Origin of the sequence: Sulfitobacter sp. SK011 (assembly GCF_003352065.1) — a bacterium.
Lineage (GTDB): Bacteria > Pseudomonadota > Alphaproteobacteria > Rhodobacterales > Rhodobacteraceae > Sulfitobacter.
This window is the reverse complement of sequence record NZ_CP025803.1, coordinates 3,840,636-3,860,426: the sequence shown is the minus strand read 5'-3', so window position 1 is coordinate 3,860,426 and position 19,791 is coordinate 3,840,636. Positions and strand designations below refer to the sequence as shown.

Sequence of the window (19,791 nt, the reverse complement as noted above, 5' to 3'; positions counted from 1 at the left end):
GAAACCGTTCTGCCCCGCAGGACAGCCTTTCAGGCGACGGGGAAGTTGCGTTCAAAGGAGAGATAAAATGGCAAAACCAATTATGGCCAAAGCCACCGCTGTTTGGTTGGTGGACAACACCACCATCAGCTTCAAGCAGATTGCTGATTTTGTTGGCATGCACGAATTGGAAGTGCAGGGCATTGCGGATGGCGATGTGGCGCAGGGCGTGAAGGGTTTTGATCCGGTTGCAAACAATCAACTGACCCAGGATGAGATCGAAGCCGCACAAGACTCTCCCACTCACGTCATTAAGCTCAAGTTCAACGCCGCGGCGCAGGGTGAAGAAAAGCGGCGTGGGCCACGCTATACGCCCTTGTCGAAACGTCAGGATCGGCCTGCCTCGATCTATTGGCTGGTGAAATTCCATCCAGAACTGACAGACGGGCAGATCAGCAAATTGGTCGGCACCACGAAACCGACGATTCAGGCGATCCGTGACCGGACCCATTGGAATATCTCAAACATCCAACCCATTGATCCGGTTGCACTGGGGTTGTGCAAGCAATCTGAACTGGACGCTGCCGTGCAAAAGGCAGCCGCCAAGAAGCTAGCCGCTGGCGAAGTGATGAACGACGATGAGCGGCGCAAACTGGTGAGCACGGAACAAAGCCTTGGGATGGATTCAGAGCCGAAGATTCCAACGGCAATTGAAGGGCTGGAGACCTTTACGCTCTCTGGAAATCCGGCAGATGATGAAGATGAGGACAAGGGCGATTATTCCGACGCCGACAGCTTCTTTTCGCTGCCAGACGATGACGATGACGACGAGGCCGACAAAAAGTCCTGAGCATTCCGAGCGTCTTTGGGGAACCAACTAGCGCGATCTTGTGTTAGTAATTCGGGGTGCAGGATGTCTTTCCTGCACCCTTTCGCTTTTCAGATAGGAAAATCGGAATTCTCAGGGGGGCAAATTGACGACACTCGGCATTGGACTTCTTTGGCTTGTTGGACTGCTGGTACTGGTCGCGACCCTGATACCTTTTTCCAAAATACCTCATGGTGTGGTTCGCGGGCTCGCCTTTCCACGCCAACAGCTTTTCGTGATGGCGCTGGTACTGGCGGTTCTGATGCTGGTCGTGCACCCGAACGCTTGGGGATGGTTTGGCGCGGCTACGCTTGGTTTGCTTGCCGCGATCCAACTTATTCATACCATCAAGTTCACACCGATCTGGAGCCAGCAGTCTGTCGCTGCACCGGCAGAATTACGCGACGATACACAGAGCCACATCAGGATTCTGGCGGCCAACATCAAGAAATCCAATCGGCAGTTCGATAGGCTGATCTCTCTTATTCGAGCGCGCGAACCTGATGTTGTGCTGGTAATCGAAGTGGATGAGGGGTGGATTGATGCGCTGAAGGCCCCTCTTGGGGATACATTTGCACATTGGGTCGAGGTGCCGAAAGACAACGGATATGGCATTTGCCTGATGTCGAAATTTCCACTGTCTGAAACGGATGTGCGTGAGATGATTACCGAAGGTGTGCCGTCGATCCGCACAGCAGTGCGTTTGCCCAATGGGTCGGACATTCGGCTGTATGTGGTACACCCTGAACCACCAGTCATTGACCATGATACGATCGGACGAGACAGTGAGATTGCCCTCGTCGGAATAGAAGCAGAAAAGGATCACTTGCCAGCCATCGTTGCAGGGGACCTCAACGATGTGGCGTGGTCGACCACAACCCGACGTTTTCAGCGGTTGTCGGGCCTGCTTGATCCGCGTGTGGGTCGGGGATTTTACAATACTTTCAGCGCGACGATGCCTTGGATGCGCTGGCCGCTTGATCATCTGTTCCATGACCCTGAATTCAGATTGGTGGAGATGGCGCGGTTGGAAAAAATCGGGTCGGACCATTTTCCGATGTGGTTTGTTCTGGCCCTTGCCAGGACCAAGGCAGCCGAGACGAAACCCGATCCGGCTGACGCAAAAGAAACCCGCAAAACAAAAGAAATGATCGCTGAAGAGCGGGATCGCCCGCGCGAGGCCATTGGCAGTGACTGGGAGGATTGAGGGGAGAATGATCGTTGGAATTGGGTTTCATCCCGTGTGTGACAAATGATGCAGCCAGGACACGGTGCATTGGGTCAGATATCGAATTTCGGCAGAGTGCATTTTCAGCTTGTACGAATCTCAATTCCGCTTAAATGGCGTCACACAGACGCCAACGCACGCGCCTCTGGCCGGTCAGGAATGTACTTGACTGACCCGCGTTTATGCAGCGACGGTAACGTCTCTTGAAACGACCTGTTGGGGTTCTACCTCCCCACTTGGCTCTTTGGAGATGACCATGACTGCACAAACCAGCGCGGCACTGCGCGCCGATGCACCTTTGAATTTTGACGAAGCAGCGGATTACATCGCGAACAACACGTTCGACAAACCGACATTGGTTGTCAGCCGTGATCGGATTGCCGCGCAATATGATGCGTTGCACGCCGGTTTGGGTCGCGCGCACATTCACTATGCAGTCAAGGCGAACCCGGCACCGGAGATCATTCGCATGCTGGTCGAAAAAGGCTGTGGTTTTGATGCGGCGTCCCGTCAGGAAGTCGAACTGGTGCTGTCTCAGGGTGCCCATCCGTCGACCATTTCCTTTGGCAACACCATCAAACGGCCCGTCGATATTGCGTTTGCACATTCGACCGGTGTGACCTTGTTTGCCGCCGATTGCGTTGCCGAACTGGACAAGATCGCGGCACATGCGCCCGGTGCGCGGGTGTATATCCGTGTAATTGTTGAAAATTCGCTGGCCGACTGGCCGCTGACCCGCAAATTTGGTTGTGCAGATTCGATGCTGCCATCCTTGCTTGATCATGCAGTATCAGTTGGGCTTGTGCCGTATGGTTTGTCGTTTCACGTTGGTTCGCAGACCCGCAAGGCGGAATTCTGGAACCCGGTTCTGGATCAGGTCGCACCGCTTTGGCACGCCGCGATTGAGGCCGGTCACGACCTGCAACTGCTGAACATCGGTGGCGGTTTTCCAGCGTTTTATGGCGAAACCGTCGAGGCACCACGCGCCTATTCTGCGGCCGTCATGGCAGCGGTTGAAATGCGATTTGGCAATGTGCCTCATATCATGGCTGAACCAGGTCGCGGCATGGTGGCCGAGGCCGGTCACATCGCAGCCGAGGTGTTGCTGGTGTCACAAAAATCAGAAGAGGCGCAGCGCCGTTGGGTGTATCTGGATATTGGCCGTTTTTCCGGACTGGCAGAGACAGAAGGCGAAGCGATCCGCTATCAGTTTGTGACAGAGCATGATGGTGGGCTGGTCGGGCCTTGTGTGCTGGCCGGACCTTCGTGCGACTCAGCTGATATCCTGTATGAAAAGACACCCATCGATCTGCCGCTTGATCTGCGTTCGGGCGATCGGATCATGATCAAAAACTGCGGTGCTTATACCAGCACCTACAGCTCTGTCGGGTTTAATGGATTTCCGCCGCTTGATGTGATTGTTCTCTGACCGGTCAACATCGCGCGGAAGGGCCGTCTGCTTTGGGAGGAGCGGACGGCCTATCTGTTTATGGGCGGGCGTTTGATTAGGCTGTAAAAGCTAAAGCGCTTTGCGGGCGCGCATGGCGGCGGTGATTGTGCCGTCATCGAGGTAATCAAGCTCACCCCCGATGGGAACGCCTTGCGCCAGCGAGGTCAATTGAACCTGACCGTCAAGCTGATCTGCGATGTAATGCGCTGTGGTTTGACCGTCAATGGTCGCATTCAAGGCCAGGATGACTTCGGTGATCCCTTCGGTGGCAACCCGGTCCATCAGGCGCGGAATGCGCAGTTCCTGAGGGCCGATGGCATCAAGCGCGGACAGCGTGCCGCCCAACACATGATACCGCCCTTTGAACACGCCAGAGCGTTCCATCGCCCAGAGATCCGCCACATCTTCGACCACGCATAATTCGCCGTTGGCGCGTTTTTCGCTGTCGCAGATGTCACAAACGTCCGCTGTGCCGACGTTGCCACAGTTCAGGCATTCGCGGGCGGTGGCGGCGACGGTCTGCATCAGATCCGCCAAAGGTGTCAGCAGCAGCGCCCGTTTGCGGATCAGGTGAAGCACCGCGCGCCGGGCCGAGCGGGGACCGAGGCCGGGAAGTTTGGCCATCAGTTCGATCAGGTTGTCGATGTCGCGGGTACTGCTCAAACGGCGTCCTTCGCTGCGCGGTTGGTCAATGTGTATTTTGAGAACAATGAAATGTCAGAATGGCAATTTCATATCGGCGGGCAGGCCCATGCCTTCGGTCAGTTTCGCCATTTCGGCCTGCGCGCGTTCGGACGCTTTGCCTTGGGCGTCTTTTATTGCGGCAAGGATCAGGTCCTCAACCACCTCTTTGTCATCGCCGTTAAAGATAGAAGGGTCGATGTCGAGCCCTTTGAGTTCTCCTTTGGCTGTCGCCGTGGCTTTGACAAGGCCTGCGCCGCTTTCGCCCGTCACCATGATATTGGCCATGTCTTCTTGCATCTGGGCCATCTTGCCCTGCATTTCCTGCGCTTTTTTCATCATCCCGGCCATATCGCCAAGTGCGCCTAGTCCTTTGAGCATTGTGATCTCCTTTGTGTTCGGTTTGGCCTTATATGATGCCGGTCAGGGCAGTTATCAACTGTCTTCGAAGGGGTCCCATTCATCTTCGACCTCAGGTAGCGCCTCGCTTACCGCATCGGCGGCGATGTCTTCGGCGGTGCGGATTGCGGTGATTTTGGCTTTGGGGAATTGGGCGATGACAGCCTGCATGAGCGGATGGTTCTCGGCCTCAGCCCGCAGGTTCAGGTCTTTGGCATCGCGGATTTCGGCAATGGTTTCAGCGGTGGCATCATTCACGATGGTCACGGCCCAGCGGTTGCCCGTCCAGCGTTGCAGGCAGGCACCAAGGCGCTGCGCCAGATCGCGCGGGGCAGCGTCTGTGGGGGTGAAAGCGATGCGGCCGGGTTGGTAGCTGTCCAGGCGCAGGCAGGTTTCAACCTCGACCAGCAGTTTGACATCACGTCTGGCGCGGATCAGTTCGACAACGTGATCAAAGGTCGGAAGCCGGGCAAGAGCGGCGTCGATGTCGGGGGCCAGGGCGGTCACTGTGCCGCCGGAATTCGACGTCTGTGCAACGTCGGTATGTTGTCGGTATGACGTCGGTGCACCGCCCGTGGATGGAGACGGGCCACCTGATGCGGGTGCGGAGGGCGGCGGTGTGGCATTTTGCAACTTGCGCACCAGTTCTTCGGGGCTGGGCAGCTCGGCCACATGGGTCAGTCGGATGATCGCCATTTCGGCGGCCATCATCGCGTTTGGGGCGGCAGCGACTTCGTCGAGCGCCTTGAGCAGCATTTGCCACAGGCGGGTCAGAACGCGCATCGGCAGGGCCTCGGCCATGGTCAGGCCGCGGCTGCGTTCATCAGGTGAGATCGTCGGATCCTCTGCGGCGTCGGGCGTGATTTTCACGACCGACACCCAATGGGTAATTTCGGCCAGATCACGCATGACCGCCATCGGGTCAGCGCCATCTGCGTATTGCCCGCTGAGTTCGGTCAGCGCGCCCGCCGCATCGCCGCGCAGGATCATGTCGAAGAGATCAAGCACCCGACCCCGGTCGGCCAACCCCAGCATTGCCCGGACCTGAACAGCCGTTGTTTCGCCCGCCCCGTGGCTGATCGCCTGATCCAGCAAAGACGTTGCATCGCGCACGGACCCTTCGGCGGCGCGGGTGATGAGGGCCAGCGCATCATCGGCAATTTCGGCCCCTTCGGCTGTCGCTATCTTGCGCATCAGGGCGATCATCACCTCAGGTTCAATACGGCGCAAATCGAACCGTTGGCAGCGCGACAGGACCGTCACTGGCACTTTGCGAATTTCGGTGGTGGCAAAGATAAATTTGACGTGTTCGGGGGGTTCTTCGAGGGTCTTCAAGAGCGCGTTAAAGGCACCGGTGGACAGCATGTGCACTTCGTCGATGATGTAGACTTTGTAACGGGCCGATGCGGCGCGGTAATGCACCGAGTCGATGATTTCGCGGATGTTGGCGACGCCGGTGTTGGAGGCGGCATCCATTTCCATCACATCGACATGGCGGCCTTCCATGATCGCGACACAATGTTCGCATTGCCCGCAGGGTTCGGTTGTGGGCCCGCCTTTGCCGTCCGGTCCGATACAATTCATGCCCTTGGCGATGATCCGCGCGGTTGTGGTTTTGCCGGTGCCGCGAATGCCGGTCATGATGAACGCCTGCGCAATGCGGTCCGCCTCAAACGCATTTTTCAGCGTGCGCACCATTGGATCCTGCCCGACCAGATCGACAAAGGTCTCGGGGCGGTATTTACGGGCAAGCACGCGATAGGCGGGTTGGTCGGTCATTGGGTTTCCGTTGCGGATTCGGGGATCAAGATGTCAGGCTAAAGCATCCAGAGGATGCCGCCAACCGCAATGGACCCACAGGCAAAGATCAGCGCGAGGGTTTTCATCCGGCGTGCTGGTTGGGCATGGGCTTCGTTGTCGTCGAGACGTTGAAGTGTCGCGCAGGCAGAATCCTGTGCCGCCCAAAAGATATAGACGGCCGTGAGCACAAAGATGGTTGCGACGGCTTTGGCCGCCCATGTCGGTTCAAATGCGCCAAAAACCGCCCTAAGACCGATGGCCACCGCAAGTGAGGCCATGCCGGTGCGCATCCAGCCCGCAAAGGTGCGTTCATTTGCCAGAATGGTGCGGTCTTCGGCCCAATCGGTGCGGTCTTTTGCAAGTTTATTGCTGTTGCTCATTGAACTATTGTGCGCGCGGCGCGTTCGACTGACAATAGCGCAGGACACAGTGAGGGGAACTAAGATGCGGTTACGGGGTATTCGGCGGAGCAAGAATGTTGAGGTGCGTCGCGGGGGAGGTCGTGCTGGCAAAGCAGGCGGCGTTGGTATTGTCGGTTTGTTGGCTGTGCTGGCAATCGGCTATTTTACCGGGATCGACGTCAGCCCGTTGTTGAATGGTGGCGGTGCTGTCCAGACCCAGCAAGGTGCCCCGGTTTCACAAGCAGACGACAAGGCCACCCAGTTCAGCGCACAGGTGCTGGCCACAACCGAAGATGTCTGGACAAAGGTGTTTCGCGAACAATTGGACCGCACCTATACGCCGCCCAATTTGATCGTGTTTTCCGGTGTCACACAAAGCCCCTGTGGTGGCGCGTCCGGGGCCACCGGGCCGTTCTATTGTCCTGCAGATCAAAAGGCCTATCTCGACACGTCATTCTTCACGATGTTGAGTCAGCGCATGGGTGCGGGGGGTGATTTTGCAGCCGCCTATGTGATTGCCCACGAGGTTGCGCATCATGTGCAAAATCAGCTTGGGATTTTGCCGAAAGTGGACGCGGCGCGCAGGCAGTCTTCAAAAGTTGAAGCAAATGCGCTGACCGTGCGGTTGGAATTGATGGCCGATTGCCTGTCAGGGATTTGGGCCGCGAATGTGCAGGGACTGATGGAAAGAGGTGACCTGGATGAAGCGCTGAATGCCGCGCGCAAAATCGGCGACGATCATTTGCAACGGCAGGCGGGTCAGGTTCCGCAGCCACATACATTCACGCATGGCACATCAGAGCAACGTGCGCGCTGGTTTGGGCGTGGGTATGACAGTGGCAATGTCGGGCAGTGCGATACCTTTGCTGCCAATCAGTTGTAGGGGGCTGGGAGAGGATATCCGTGGCAGCGATGACGGGGCCGGAAGCGACGTGGTTCGGCGGTATGATGCGGATGCGCCATCTGGGCTGCGTGCGCATTCGCTTTGCGCATGTGCTGAGGTGAGAGATTGATAACGACCCAAGCGGGACTCGTTGTGGCTGCTTCCTTCCGGATCTGACCAGGTTGGCGAGGCGCCTGCCCGCACCAACCTCTCACCGGTCATATAAGATGGGATTTGGCCAAACGCAAGGATCACAAAGTCAGGCGCAGTGTGACAAAACCATCGTCGGTGGTGCCGGTCTCGGTTGGACCTAGATGTGCTGCATCTCCCAGTTGATCCAGTGCTGCCGGAGACGTTTTGAGCATCGCGTGTACCTTGCCGTTGCAGTCAAAGGACCAAGGCTGATGGGATGGCCAGATACTGTCCATGGGATGCTTTAACGCATCAATCAGGGCGTCCGAGATGTTGGTTTTGCTGCGCAGAACAATATCGCTGTTTGCTGTGGGGATCACACCTCCGCCTCCGGCGGCGCGAAATTGATTTGTTGTCAGGATAAAACGATCATCTGCCAGCACCTTAAGGCCGTTATGGTGCAATGTCGTGATACGCTTGCCGGGGGGCTGGGTCGGGTCAATCGCATATGACACACCAAACACAGTATCGAAATTGAACGTGGGAATAAGCGGATCGACCAATGGTTGGTTTGGGTTATCCCGCTTGAGTGTATGAAAAACGGATGCGGTGGTTTCCAGCATGGCGCGCAAACCGGCACCAGTGATCCGCACCGCCCAGATCTGGTTTGCATAGGGGCTGAGCCCGGCGATATGGCGGCGCAAGACGGGGCCTTTTGGAATGCATAAAAAGTGGTCGGGGCCGCCACGCCCGCCTGCGGTATGGGCCGCGACAGAGGCGAGCAACGGGGTGTTAGCGTCGCTGGTTCCCGCCAGTGCAGCCTGCACAACCCGTGCCTTTGCGCGCGCTGTCAACGCGGCAATCCCGGTGGGCATGGCGAGCGAGAAGTAATTATGCAGCACGTTGTTTGTGTGTCCGACACATTCTGACAGATGTTTCTGCGCGCGATGATGGACGGGCATACAAAGCGCTGTGATTTTGGTGTCTGGCGGTGTCGTGGCCGTATTGGCGCGCAGCTTGCTGGTGTGACGGGTTACAGTCCAGGCACCTGACCACATTTTGGTAAGGGACAGGTCAAGCACGGCCAGATCGGAGGCTGCGTTGCCGGGCATGATTGCGGGCCGTTGTGCAATAGTGCCTTTGCTTGCATCCACGCCCGACATACCGGCGTGATCACCGGCGGGGAAGCGTCGGTGCGTATGACCTGCGATGATGGCGTCAATTCCGGGGATTTGTGCGAGCGACAGGGCATTTTCGTCGTGACCCTGATGAACCTCTGCGATGCCCATATGTGCCAGCAGGACGATCACCTGCGCGCCGCGCGCCCGCAGCTTTGCTATTGCGGCACGCAGGCAAGGCATGGGCGGTGCCACGTCTGCCTTGCCCTCAAGGACATGGTGATTCCAGATAGATGTTTTGGCAGGCAATATTGACAGCACACCGACTTTCAAATGCGCGTCCATGCCGCTGCGGTGCGGCAGCTTGCATCTGATGACAACAGCGTTTTGTACGAAATCGGGCGTGTGCAGATTGAGGTTCGTGCTGACCAGCGGCATGGCCAAATGCGAGGAAATATCGCGAAGATAATCTAATCCGAAATCCAGATCATGGTTTCCCAGACCCAACGCGTCATACTGCAAAGCGTTGATGCAGGACACGAGGGGATGGGTGCGATTTACAGGGTGAGCGGCCAGAATATCACCGATGACTGTCCCTTGAAACATGTCTCCGTTGTCCAGCAAGATACAGCCGGAGCGGTCTGCCGCTGCCTCTGCGCGGGCCTTGGCGATCAAGGTTGCAATTCCAGCCAGACCTTTGTTTGCGGTTGGTCGATCCGACACATAATCATGTCCGAGCAATTGCATGTGGATGTCGGTGGTGGCCAGAATTCGAAGCCTTGCGGTGTCGTAGCTGACATCGCTGCCCCGAACTGCGCTGCAAGTGGGTAACGATATTTCTGTACTCACAATAAGGTCCTGTATGGCAGTAAGATAATCGTCTTTAGGTTGCAAACATTCCAGCAGATTGCACCTAAAGGTGCAAGGACAACGGGGGTTGCCTTTGCCCTAAACCTCGTGTCCGTTGCGCAAAAGCGATAGATCGAACAACATGGAATAGTGAGAGCCACGCATGAAATACGCGGAGCAGGTAACTTTTGGCGGCTCAGCGCTGGACCGGGCAGGCGAGATCCGAAATGATGCGAAAGCTGTTGAAGCTGCCCGCTCGAACCCTGAGGCGCGTGCCGTCCTGTTCTGGCGTGGCAAGCCGCTGATCACACCGGAGCGGCCCGCGGCACTGGTGCGGCTTGCACTGGACCATCCGGTGCTTCAGCAGGCTGTTGCAGACCCGATATTGTTGGGGCGCGAAGATGGTGCTGCCCGGTTTGCGTTTGATATATCCGGTTGGATGCCTGAGGGATTGGATGCCGCTGCCTTGGGTGGGTTTCTCGACCCCAGCGAGCAGCGCCATCCGCTGTTGCCGGAAACGATGGTTTTTGCAGAATTGCGCCGTATCATGACCTGGCTTGATACCCGTGATGCGGAACTGGCCGCGACCGGCAAGGCCATCCTGGGATGGCATGACATCCATAGGTTCTGTGCGCGTTGCGGTCATGAAACGAATATCACTCAGGCGGGATGGCAAAGAACATGCCCTGCGTGTCAGGGCGCGCATTTTCCGCGCACGGACCCGGTTGTGATCATGTTGATCACCCATGGGAATTCAGTTCTGATGGGGCGTTCACCGGGGTGGCCCGAGGGAATGTATTCGCTGCTTGCCGGGTTTGTGGAACCGGGCGAAACGCTTGAGGCTGCGGTGCGCCGCGAGGTGTTTGAAGAAGCCGGCGTGCAGGTGGGTGCCGTGAGCTATCTTGCCAGTCAGCCATGGCCGTTCCCGGCGTCATTGATGTTTGGATGTTCAGGTGTGGCGACCAGCCGCGACATTACAATTGACCCGGTAGAGATTGAGGATGCGCTTTGGATCAGCCGCGAAGAAATGCTGGAGATTTTTGCAGGTCATCATGCCAATATCCTGCCCGCACGTAAGGGGGCAATTGCACACTTTTTACTAGAGAACTGGCTTGCGGATACGCTTGATTAACGCAACAATGGTTAACGAAATGTTAACCCGCTTCTGCGCGACACCAATTGAGTGGCTGAGAAATCAGCAGCGAAAAAGGCAGCTATATGAAATTTTCGACCAGAGAAGATATTGAAGCACCAATAGATTCTGTTTTTGAGATGCTATGCGATTTTGAAGGATTTGAGCGGTCTGCGATGCGGCGCGGTGCCGAGGTTCAGCGTGTGGATCGTCTGACCGCCCCCGGTGTCGGGATGATGTGGCAAACCGTCTTTGACATGCGTGGCAAACGGCGCGAGATGCAGGTCGAAATGGTCACCTTTGACCGTCCGAACGATATTATTGTCGAAAGCACGTCGCCGGGACTGGTCGGGCAGATGAGCTTTGAATTGATGGCACTGTCGCGCAATCGCACGCGGCTAAACGTGGCGCTGGAGGTCAAACCGCTGACCCTGTCAGCGCGGCTTTTGGTGCAGTCCATGAAGCTGGCCAAGGCGTCGCTGACACGCAAGTATAAATTGCGGATCGGGGAATATGCCAAGGGCATGGAAGAGCGGTATGTGAAGATGGCGTGAGGGGGGGCTGGTTGACGTCAGTCAACTGGCCGCAGCAAAATGCAGGTAATCCCGGGCAAGCGATACTTTGGTTTTTGACCTGAGGCGAGAGGTCAGATTGGCATGAAGATTGCAGATGATGCGGAGCGCACCTGTCTTAGTCTTTCGACAAGTCGGCATTAACTACGATCGGACCTTTGGCCGGCAAGCAGATTTGGATCGGTGCTGCACAATTCCCGACCGAAAGCGCAGCTGGTATGATCGGAAACTGGAGGATCAGGGATGAAAATCATCATAGTGGGTGCAGCAGGCGATATCGGGCAATCCGCATGCAAGGAACTTGGTGAAAGGCATGACATCATTACCGTGGGACGTTCTGGGGGTGACTATCGCGTGGATGTGGCCGACTTGGATGCTGTGAAAGCATTGTACCGGAAGGTTGGCATGTTTGACGCCGTGATTTCCTGTGTAGGCGATGCGACTTTTGCACCGCTGCACGAATTTGATCAGGACAGCTTCATGGTCGGTCTTCGTCAGAAAGTCATGGGGCAGGTCAATCTGGTTCTCGCGGGGTTGGACGTGATCGCAGATGGCGGATCCTTCACCCTGACCAGTGGTGTTCTGGATCGTGATCCAATCCGCATGGGCACCAACGCCGCGACAGCAAACGGCGCGCTGGCGGGATTTGTGCGGAGTGCGGCGATAGAAATGACGCGCGGACTTCGGATAAATGTGGTCAGCCCCGGAATGCTGGATGTTTCTGCCACGCGTTACGGTGAATGGTTTCGGGGTCATAAACCCGTGCCATCACAAGATGTCGGGCTGGCCTATGCCAAATGTGTTGAGGGTGCCCAGACCGGACAAGTTGTCACTGTCGGGTAACGCGGCGACGGGTGGCGTGGAGATTGACGGAACGTCCGTCACCTCCCCGAAACCCACATCATCCTCTCATTCACGTCCTCTGCTGGCCGGATAGACGCCCAGTACCTCAAGCATGTTGGTGAAATATCCCAATTCCTCCAATGCGCGTTTGACCGGCGGATCCTCGGGATGGCCTTCGATGTCCGCATAAAACTGGGTTGCGGTGAATGATCCACCGACCATGTAGCTTTCCAGTTTGGTCATGTTGACGCCATTTGTGGCAAACCCACCCATCGCCTTGTAAAGCGCTGCGGGGATGTTGCGGACCTCGAACACGAATGTGGTCAGCATATTGTCGCCCCGCCGGGTCAGGTCGATGTCCGGGGCCATCAGCAGGAAACGGGTGGTGTTGTGATCGAGGTCTTCAATATCGCGGGCCAGAACCTCCAGTCCATGAATGTCGGCGGCAACTTCGCTGGCCAGCACACCGTCTGTTGAGCCGGACAGTTCCGCCAATTCCGCGGCAGCACCGGCGCTGTCGGCGGCGGGCTCTGACGTAATGCCGTGTGCGTCGAGAAAACTGCGCGCTTGGGGCAGCAGAACCAGATGCGCGCGGACGTGTTTCACGTCAGACAATGCAACGCCCGGGCGCGCCATCAGCGCAATGCGAACCCTCACAAATGCTTCGCCAATGATGTGCAGGCCGCTTTCGGGCAGCAATCGATGAATATCGGCGACACGGCCATAGGTTGTATTCTCGACCGGAAGCATCGCAAGGTCGGCACGCCCCTCGCGCACCGCACGGATCACACCGTCAAATGTCGTGCAGGGCACGGGAATCATCCCGGGGCGGGCTTGCAGACAGGCCTCGTGGCTGTAGGCACCCAAGGCCCCCTGAAAGGCGATGCGTGGGGTTGTCTGGGCGTTCATAACCGCATTCCTTGATCAAATTCCGTTAGTCGGGCAATTGGTCGCGGTAACTACACCTTGCCCGCGCCAAGGGAAAGCAATAGTAACGCTATGAAAGAGATGCCTGTTACAAAGTAGTGGACCAAAGCCCATGTTCGACACGATGACCATCACCAAAGTTGCCGCTGGCCTGTTCGGGGCGTGGTTGATCCTTTTGCTCGGCAAATGGGCCGGGTCGGAAATGTATCAAGCCGAAGCGCATGGCGAACCCTCTTATGTGATCGAAGTTGCCGATGCTGGTGGCGACAGCGCAGAGGCCGAAGTCGACTTTGGCGAACTGCTGGCGGTTGCAGATATTGCCAAGGGCGAAAAGGTATTCAAGAAATGCAGCGCCTGCCACAAGGTCGAGAAGGGCGCGAATGCTGTTGGCCCTTATCTGATCGGTGTTGTTGGCCGTCCGGTTGATGCGGCGGATGGATTTTCCTACTCCGGCGCGCTGGAAAAGGTGGCGGACGTCTGGACGCCTGAACACCTCAACGGTTTTCTGGCCAATCCCAAAGGCTATGCGCCGGGCACCACAATGGGTTTTGCGGGCTTGAAAAAGATCGAAGAACGCGCAGACGTGATTGCCTATCTCGACAGCCTCGACAATTGATTTCATACCCACCGGTATCAAGGGCCGCTTCCGTTTCGGGGCGGCCTTTTTCATATCTGCAGCAGGTATAACGGGGGTTTGATAGGCTGTGCGGCAAGATTACATATTCGCAACTTGCGCCTTGGCCTATTGCCGCATTAGCCTAGTTTAACAAAATGCCCGCGCGTAACGCGATACAAAGGATGTGCCTGATGACCCACCCAAAGACCCGTGCCGCCACCCGGACGTTACATCAAAAACTCTGGGCGAATTGGGCCGCGTTTATGGTTTTGGGCCTGTCTGTGATCTGGGCCACGCATGTCTGGGCTGACGAAGGCAAGATCACCAGAAGCCACGGATATTCGTTTTATGGCGATCTGACCTATCCTGTTGACTACCCGCATTTTAACTATGTGAACCCGGATGCGCCCAAGGGCGGCGAGATTTCGATCGCTTTTGTGGGATCGCTGGATTCGATGAACCCCTATTCCGGCAAAGGCCGTGCGCATCTGTTTTCGATTTTTGGATTTGAGAGCCTGCTTGGCGAAGCGCCCAGCAATGAAAGCCTGCCTTCGGATGTCTATGGCGAGGCCTATTGCCTGCTGTGTGAAACGCTTGAATACCCAGAGGATAAATCCTGGGTCATCTTCCACATGCGGCCGGAAGCGCGGTTTTCAGACGGGACGCCCGTGACCGCACATGACATCTATTTCTCGCACAACCTTTTGCTGGACGAGGGGCTGAAATCTTATGCGGAAGCGGTGCGCAAACGCATTCCGAACGTCGAGGTGATCGACGATCACACAATCAAATTCTACTTTGCCGAAGGTATTTCACGGCGCAGCCTGATCGAACAGGTTGGCGGTGTTCCGGCCTGGCCAAAGGCGTGGTTTGAAAAGACCGGCAATGGCCTGAAAGATTCCTGGCTTGATGGCCCGCCGGGATCGGGGGCGTATGTCATCAAGTCTTTGGACCTGTCGCGCCGCATCGTGTTGGAACGCAACCCGGATTATTGGGGGAATGACCTGCCGATCAATCAGGGGCGCAATAATTTCGACCGTATCCGGTTGGAAATATTCAGCGATGACACGGCTGCATTTGAGGCGTTCAAAGCGGGTGAGTATACGTTCCGCAACGAAGGCGATTCCAAGAAGTGGGCGACGGGGTATGATTTTCCGAAAGTGAAAAGCGGCGCGATCGTGACCGAAGAAATCGCCGATGGTGCCCCTGCAACTCCATCAGGTATTGTGTTCAACCTTGGCAGCGAGGCGCTTAAGGACAAGCGTGTGCGCGAGGCGATTGCATTGGCGTTCAACTTTGAATGGACCAACGAATCCCTGCAATATGGGCTGTTCAAGCAACGTGCATCCTTTACTCAGGATACGCCATTGATGGCGACCGGTGTTCCCGAAGGTGCGGAACTGGAATTTTTGAAGAGCCTTGGTGACCTGGTACCGCCGGCGATGTTGACCCAAGAATTGAGCCTGCCGCATACATCAAAGCCAGATCGGCTTTTGGATCGGCGCAATGCGCGTGCGGCGGCCAAACTGCTTGATGATGCGGGTTGGACGGTGGAAAGCGGCAAACGGGTGAATGCGCAAGGCGAGCCGTTGAAGCTTAACTTTCTATTCAATTCTGCAAGCTCGCCCACCTCCACGGCTGTGGTTGAAAACTTTGTCTCAAACCTTCAGTCCTTCGGCATTGATGCGACCCTTGAGAAAGTGGATGGTTCCCAATTCACTGCGCGGTCCCGGGATCGTGACTATGATCTGCTGTTTGACAGTTATGCAGCGTTCCTGGGGACAGGAACGGGCCTTGCGCAATACTATGGGTCGGAGGCGGCGGAATTTTCGCTGTTTAACCCGGCTGGACTGGCAAGCCCATTGGTGGATGCGATTATCGACGCCTCACTGAACGCCCAGACCCGCGAAGAAGAGGCCGCGGCCATCATGGCGCTGGACCGTGCTTTGCGTGATGCATTCTTTATCATTCCGGTTTGGTACAAGGACAGCTATTGGGTTGCCTATTATGATCAGTACGAACATCCCGAAACGCCCCCTGCCTATGCTTTGGGGTACCTTGATTTCTGGTGGTTCAATGAAGAAAAAGCCGCGAAATTGCGTGCAGATGGCGCGTTGAGGTAAACCGCACCCATGGGCGCCTATATTATCCGACGGCTGTTGCTGATCATTCCGACGTTGGTCGGGATCATGCTGATCAACTTTGCGCTGGTGCAGTTTGTGCCGGGTGGCCCGGTGGAGCAGGCCATCGCACGCATTCAGGGCGGCGGTGACGTGTTTGGTGGGTTTGCCGGTGAAAACAACGATGCGGGCGTAACCGATGATCTGGCGCGGGGGTCAGACAGCACTTATGTCGGCGCGCGGGGGTTGCCGCCGGAATTCATTGCAGAACTGGAAAAGGAGTTCGGCTTTGACAAGCCGCCGGTGCAGCGGTTCTTCAACATGATGTGGAATTACGTCCGGTTTGATTTTGGCGAAAGCTATTTCAGGTCGATCAGCGTGATTGATCTGGTCAAGGAAAAACTGCCCGTGTCGATCACCCTTGGGCTTTGGTCGACGCTGATTGCCTATATCATCTCTATTCCATTGGGGATCGCCAAGGCGGTGCGAGATGGCAGCCGTTTTGATACCTGGACGTCTGGCACGATCATTGCGGCCTATGCGATACCTGGTTTCTTGTTTGCGATCCTGTTGCTGGTGCTGTTTGCAGGCGGATCATACTGGCAGATCTTCCCGTTGCGCGGCCTGACATCGGACAACTGGGACAGTCTGAGCCCGTTGGGCAAGGTGGCGGATTATTTCTGGCACATCGCGCTGCCGGTTCTCGCTTCGACGATTTCGGCCTTTGCCACGCTGACCTTGCTGACCAAGAACAGTTTTCTTGACGAGATCAAGAAGCACTATGTGATGACCGCCCGCGCCAAGGGGCTGTCGGAGCGTAGCGTGCTTTATGGTCATGTGTTTCGCAACGCGATGCTGATTGTGATTGCGGGTTTTCCGGCGGTGTTCATCGGGGTGTTCTTTGGCGGGTCGCTGATTATCGAAACGATATTTTCGCTGGATGGTCTGGGGCGGCTTGGGTTTGAGGCGGCGGTGGCGCGGGATTATCCGATCGTGTTTGGCACGCTGTTTATCTTTGGCCTGATTGGTCTGCTGGTCGGTATTCTGTCGGACCTGATGTATGTGCTGGTCGACCCGCGTATTGATTTTGAACGGCGGGAGGGCTGATGGCTTTGTCCCCGCTCAATCAGCGCCGTTGGCGCAATTTTACCCGAAACAGGCGTGCCTATTGGTCCATGTGGATTTTTGCGGTGCTGTTTGGCATTTCACTGTTTGCGGAATTTGTGGCCAACGACAAACCGATCCTGGTGAATTATCGGGGTGAATACTTCATGCCGATATTCAGCTTCTATCCCGAAACGGCATTTGGCGGCGATTTCGAAACTGAGGCCGTGTACCGCGACCCCGAAGTCAAATGCCTGATCGCGACCGGCGGTCTGGAGGATTGTTTTGATGATCCCGACGCGTTCCTTGAGGACGCGCAGGATGGTGAGATTGCGGGCGCAGAGATTGAAAAGGGCTGGGCGATCTGGCCGCCAATTCCCTATTCGTTCAATACTGCCGTTGACCGGCCCGGCGCTGCCCCCTTGCCGCCTAATGAGCAGAACTGGCTGGGCACCGATGGCACCAAACGTGACGTGTTGGCGCGGGTGATCCATGGGTTTCGGTTGTCGATCTTGTTCACGCTGATTGTGACGGGCCTTGCATCCATCATTGGCGTGATCGCGGGCGCGGTTCAGGGGTTCTTTGGCGGCTGGACGGACCTTATTTTTCAGCGGATCATTGAGATTTGGTCCTCCACGCCCAGCCTCTATGTGATCATCATCATGTTCGCGATTTTGGGGCGCAGTTTCTGGCTGTTGGTCTTTTTGCTGGTGCTCTTTAGCTGGACATCGCTGGTCGGCGTGGTGCGTGCCGAGTTTCTGCGCGCGCGCAATCTGGAATATGTGCGCGCGGCGCGGGCGCTGGGGGTCAGTAACGTGACGATCATGTTCCGGCATATGCTGCCCAATGCCATGGTCGCCACGCTGACGATGCTGCCGTTCATCATCACCGGAACCATCAGCACGCTTGCGATCCTTGATTTCCTGGGCTTTGGATTGCCGTCCTCAGCGCCTTCATTGGGAGAATTAACGCTGCAAGCCAAGCAGAACCTGCAGGCCCCATGGCTGGCGTTCACCGCGTTCTTTACCTTTGCCATCATGCTGTCGCTGCTGGTGTTCATTTTCGAAGGCATCCGGGATGCGTTTGACCCCAGAAAGACATTTAGTTGAGCGCACTTTTGGAAATCAAGGACCTGAGCGTCAGCTTTCGTCAGGACGGGGCGTTGACCCACGCGGTACGCGGTGTCAGCTTTACGGTCGAGCGTGGCGAAACGGTAGCCCTGGTCGGTGAAAGCGGGTCGGGCAAATCTGTGTCGGCGCTTTCTACGGTATCCTTGCTGGGTGACAGTGCTGAGGTATCTGGATCTGTCACCTATGACGGCCAGCAGATGATTGGTGCCGATGATGCGCTGCTGCGTAAGGTGCGCGGCAACGACATCAGCTTTATCTTTCAAGAGCCGATGACATCGCTCAATCCGCTGCACACGATTGAAAAGCAGTTGGCGGAATCGCTGGCGCTGCATCAGGGTGTTGTCGGCGCAGAGGCGCGCAGCCGTATTCTGGATTTGATGGATAAGGTCGGGATCAAGGACGCCGAAAGTCGTTTGGGTGCCTATCCCCACCAATTGTCCGGCGGTCAACGTCAGCGGGTGATGATCGCGATGGCGCTGGCCAACAAGCCTGACGTGCTGATCGCGGATGAGCCAACCACGGCGCTTGATGTGACCATTGAGGCGCAGATTCTGGACCTGCTGAAAGACCTCAAGGATAAGATGGGCATGGGGCTGCTGTTCATTACCCACGATCTTGGCATCGTGCGCCGGATTGCCGACCGGGTCTGTGTGATGCAGCAAGGCGAGATTGTGGAGCAGGGGCCAACTGCCAAGATTTTCAAAAACCCGCAGCACCCCTATACGATCAAACTGTTAAGCGCGGAGCCGACGGGCCAACCGGACCCGGTGCCCGAGGACGCCCCAGAAATCGTCAGGACCGATCACCTCAAGATCTGGTTTCCAATCACCAAAGGGTTGCTGCGCCGCACCGTGGGGCATGTGAAGGCGGTTAATGATGCGACGTTTTCCGTCAGGGCGGGTGAGACGCTTGGCATCGTGGGGGAATCCGGATCGGGTAAGACCACCATGGCGCTGGCGATCATGCGGCTGATCTCATCTGAGGGTGCAATCACCTTTATGGGGCAGGACGTGCGGCAATGGTCCACCCGTGAACTGCGGCGGTTGCGCAAGGACATGCAGATTGTGTTTCAGGATCCCTTTGGGTCACTGTCGCCGCGGATGACCTGTTTTCAGATCATCGCTGAGGGCCTGAGCATCCACAATGTCGATGAAACGCGCGACAAGCGCGAACTGGTCCATGAGGTGATGATTGAGGTAGGCCTCGACCCGGCCACGATGGATCGTTATCCGCACGAGTTTTCCGGTGGTCAACGTCAGCGTATCGCGATTGCCCGCGCCATGGTGTTGCGCCCCCGATTACTGGTGCTGGACGAACCGACATCAGCGCTCGACATGACGGTACAGGTTCAGATTGTCGATCTGCTGCGGGATCTGCAGGTTAAATACGGGCTGGCCTATCTGTTCATCAGCCATGACCTGAAGGTCGTTCGCGCCATGTCACACAAGGTGATCGTGATGAAAGGCGGTGACGTGGTGGAGTACGGGGAGGCGGGTGATCTTTATGATAATCCGCAGTCCGATTATACCCGTGCCCTTTTGCAGGTGACCGCCTGAGGC

18 protein-coding genes and 1 other RNA gene are annotated in these 19,791 nt (G+C 56.6%); 12 read left to right on the top strand and 7 right to left on the bottom strand.

What is annotated here, in order from left to right:
• Nucleotides 1-67: 67 nt before the first annotated feature.
• The 3 genes from C1J02_RS19100 to C1J02_RS19090 all read left to right on the top strand — a co-directional run bounded on the left by C1J02_RS19100 (nucleotide 68) and on the right by C1J02_RS19090 (nucleotide 3,504).
• Nucleotides 68-829 carry a DUF1013 domain-containing protein gene (locus C1J02_RS19100; RefSeq protein WP_114879984.1) on the top strand — a complete coding sequence of 254 codons (762 nt, stop codon included), beginning with the start codon at nucleotides 68-70 and terminating at the stop codon, nucleotides 827-829.
• A gap of 124 nt (nucleotides 830-953) precedes the next feature.
• Complete coding sequence (locus tag C1J02_RS19095) at nucleotides 954-2,054, top strand: endonuclease/exonuclease/phosphatase family protein (RefSeq protein ID WP_114879983.1); 1,101 nt, start codon at nucleotides 954-956, stop codon at nucleotides 2,052-2,054.
• Nucleotides 2,055-2,325: 271 nt separating this feature from the next.
• Entirely contained in the window at nucleotides 2,326-3,504 is a 1,179-nt protein-coding gene (locus tag C1J02_RS19090; protein ID WP_114879982.1) for a type III PLP-dependent enzyme, read from the top strand.
• Between the two features lie 90 nt (nucleotides 3,505-3,594).
• On the opposite strand, the gene recR is transcribed toward C1J02_RS19090, so the two are convergent.
• From recR to C1J02_RS19070, 4 genes are read right to left on the bottom strand one after another with little or no spacing between them, the layout of a single operon-like run.
• Complete coding sequence (gene recR / locus C1J02_RS19085) at nucleotides 3,595-4,188, bottom strand: recombination mediator RecR (protein ID WP_114879981.1); 594 nt, start codon at nucleotides 4,186-4,188, stop codon at nucleotides 3,595-3,597.
• A gap of 54 nt (nucleotides 4,189-4,242) precedes the next feature.
• On the bottom strand, nucleotides 4,243-4,587 hold the full coding sequence (locus C1J02_RS19080) for a YbaB/EbfC family nucleoid-associated protein (RefSeq protein ID WP_114879980.1): 345 nt from the start codon (nucleotides 4,585-4,587) through the stop codon (nucleotides 4,243-4,245).
• A gap of 54 nt (nucleotides 4,588-4,641) precedes the next feature.
• Entirely contained in the window at nucleotides 4,642-6,384 is a 1,743-nt protein-coding gene (locus C1J02_RS19075; protein WP_114879979.1) for a DNA polymerase III subunit gamma/tau, read from the bottom strand.
• 38 nt (nucleotides 6,385-6,422) lie between these two features.
• A complete protein-coding gene (locus C1J02_RS19070; protein ID WP_114879978.1) occupies nucleotides 6,423-6,785 on the bottom strand; it encodes a YidH family protein in 363 nt (120 codons plus the stop codon).
• A 64-nt stretch (nucleotides 6,786-6,849) separates the two neighbouring features.
• On the opposite strand from C1J02_RS19070, the gene C1J02_RS19065 reads away from it, so the two are divergent.
• Nucleotides 6,850-7,689 (top strand): neutral zinc metallopeptidase, encoded by an 840-nt coding sequence (locus C1J02_RS19065; protein WP_114879977.1) that lies wholly within the window; start codon nucleotides 6,850-6,852, stop codon nucleotides 7,687-7,689.
• Nucleotides 7,690-7,805: 116 nt separating this feature from the next.
• Here C1J02_RS19065 and ffs read toward each other — a convergent pair.
• Nucleotides 7,806-7,903: signal recognition particle sRNA small type (gene ffs, locus C1J02_RS19060), an RNA gene on the bottom strand.
• A gap of 37 nt (nucleotides 7,904-7,940) precedes the next feature.
• Nucleotides 7,941-9,788 (bottom strand): 5'-nucleotidase C-terminal domain-containing protein, encoded by a 1,848-nt coding sequence (locus C1J02_RS19055; protein ID WP_162798377.1) that lies wholly within the window; start codon nucleotides 9,786-9,788, stop codon nucleotides 7,941-7,943.
• A gap of 163 nt (nucleotides 9,789-9,951) precedes the next feature.
• Here C1J02_RS19055 and nudC point away from each other — a divergent pair, with 163 nt between their 5' ends.
• From nudC to C1J02_RS19040, 3 genes are all read left to right on the top strand, one after another.
• Nucleotides 9,952-10,920, top strand: a complete 969-nt coding sequence (gene nudC / locus C1J02_RS19050) for an NAD(+) diphosphatase (RefSeq protein WP_114879975.1) — start codon at nucleotides 9,952-9,954, stop codon at nucleotides 10,918-10,920.
• A gap of 86 nt (nucleotides 10,921-11,006) precedes the next feature.
• Complete coding sequence (locus tag C1J02_RS19045; RefSeq protein ID WP_114879974.1) at nucleotides 11,007-11,474, top strand: SRPBCC family protein; 468 nt, start codon at nucleotides 11,007-11,009, stop codon at nucleotides 11,472-11,474.
• Nucleotides 11,475-11,735: 261 nt separating this feature from the next.
• On the top strand, nucleotides 11,736-12,335 hold the full coding sequence (locus tag C1J02_RS19040) for a short chain dehydrogenase (protein WP_114879973.1): 600 nt from the start codon (nucleotides 11,736-11,738) through the stop codon (nucleotides 12,333-12,335).
• Nucleotides 12,336-12,401: 66 nt separating this feature from the next.
• Here C1J02_RS19040 and C1J02_RS19035 read toward each other — a convergent pair whose 3' ends face one another.
• On the bottom strand, nucleotides 12,402-13,244 hold the full coding sequence (locus C1J02_RS19035) for a prephenate dehydratase (RefSeq protein ID WP_114879972.1): 843 nt from the start codon (nucleotides 13,242-13,244) through the stop codon (nucleotides 12,402-12,404).
• Nucleotides 13,245-13,374: 130 nt separating this feature from the next.
• Here C1J02_RS19035 and C1J02_RS19030 point away from each other — a divergent pair, with 130 nt between their 5' ends.
• The 5 genes from C1J02_RS19030 to C1J02_RS19010 all read left to right on the top strand — a co-directional run bounded on the left by C1J02_RS19030 (nucleotide 13,375) and on the right by C1J02_RS19010 (nucleotide 19,788).
• Nucleotides 13,375-13,878, top strand: coding sequence for a cytochrome c family protein (locus C1J02_RS19030; RefSeq protein ID WP_114879971.1), 504 nt, complete (start codon nucleotides 13,375-13,377; stop codon nucleotides 13,876-13,878).
• Nucleotides 13,879-14,141: 263 nt separating this feature from the next.
• On the top strand, nucleotides 14,142-16,001 hold the full coding sequence (locus C1J02_RS19025; protein WP_254693294.1) for an extracellular solute-binding protein: 1,860 nt from the start codon (nucleotides 14,142-14,144) through the stop codon (nucleotides 15,999-16,001).
• Between the two features lie 9 nt (nucleotides 16,002-16,010).
• Complete coding sequence (locus tag C1J02_RS19020; RefSeq protein ID WP_114879970.1) at nucleotides 16,011-17,105, top strand: microcin C ABC transporter permease YejB; 1,095 nt, start codon at nucleotides 16,011-16,013, stop codon at nucleotides 17,103-17,105.
• Entirely contained in the window at nucleotides 17,105-18,211 is a 1,107-nt protein-coding gene (locus C1J02_RS19015; protein ID WP_114879969.1) for an ABC transporter permease, read from the top strand. Before C1J02_RS19020 ends, C1J02_RS19015 begins: the two co-directional genes overlap by 1 nt.
• Nucleotides 18,208-19,788, top strand: a complete 1,581-nt coding sequence (locus C1J02_RS19010) for an ABC transporter ATP-binding protein (RefSeq protein WP_114879968.1) — start codon at nucleotides 18,208-18,210, stop codon at nucleotides 19,786-19,788. The genes C1J02_RS19015 and C1J02_RS19010 overlap by 4 nt, the downstream gene beginning before the upstream one ends.
• The last annotated feature ends 3 nt before the right edge of the window (nucleotides 19,789-19,791 follow it).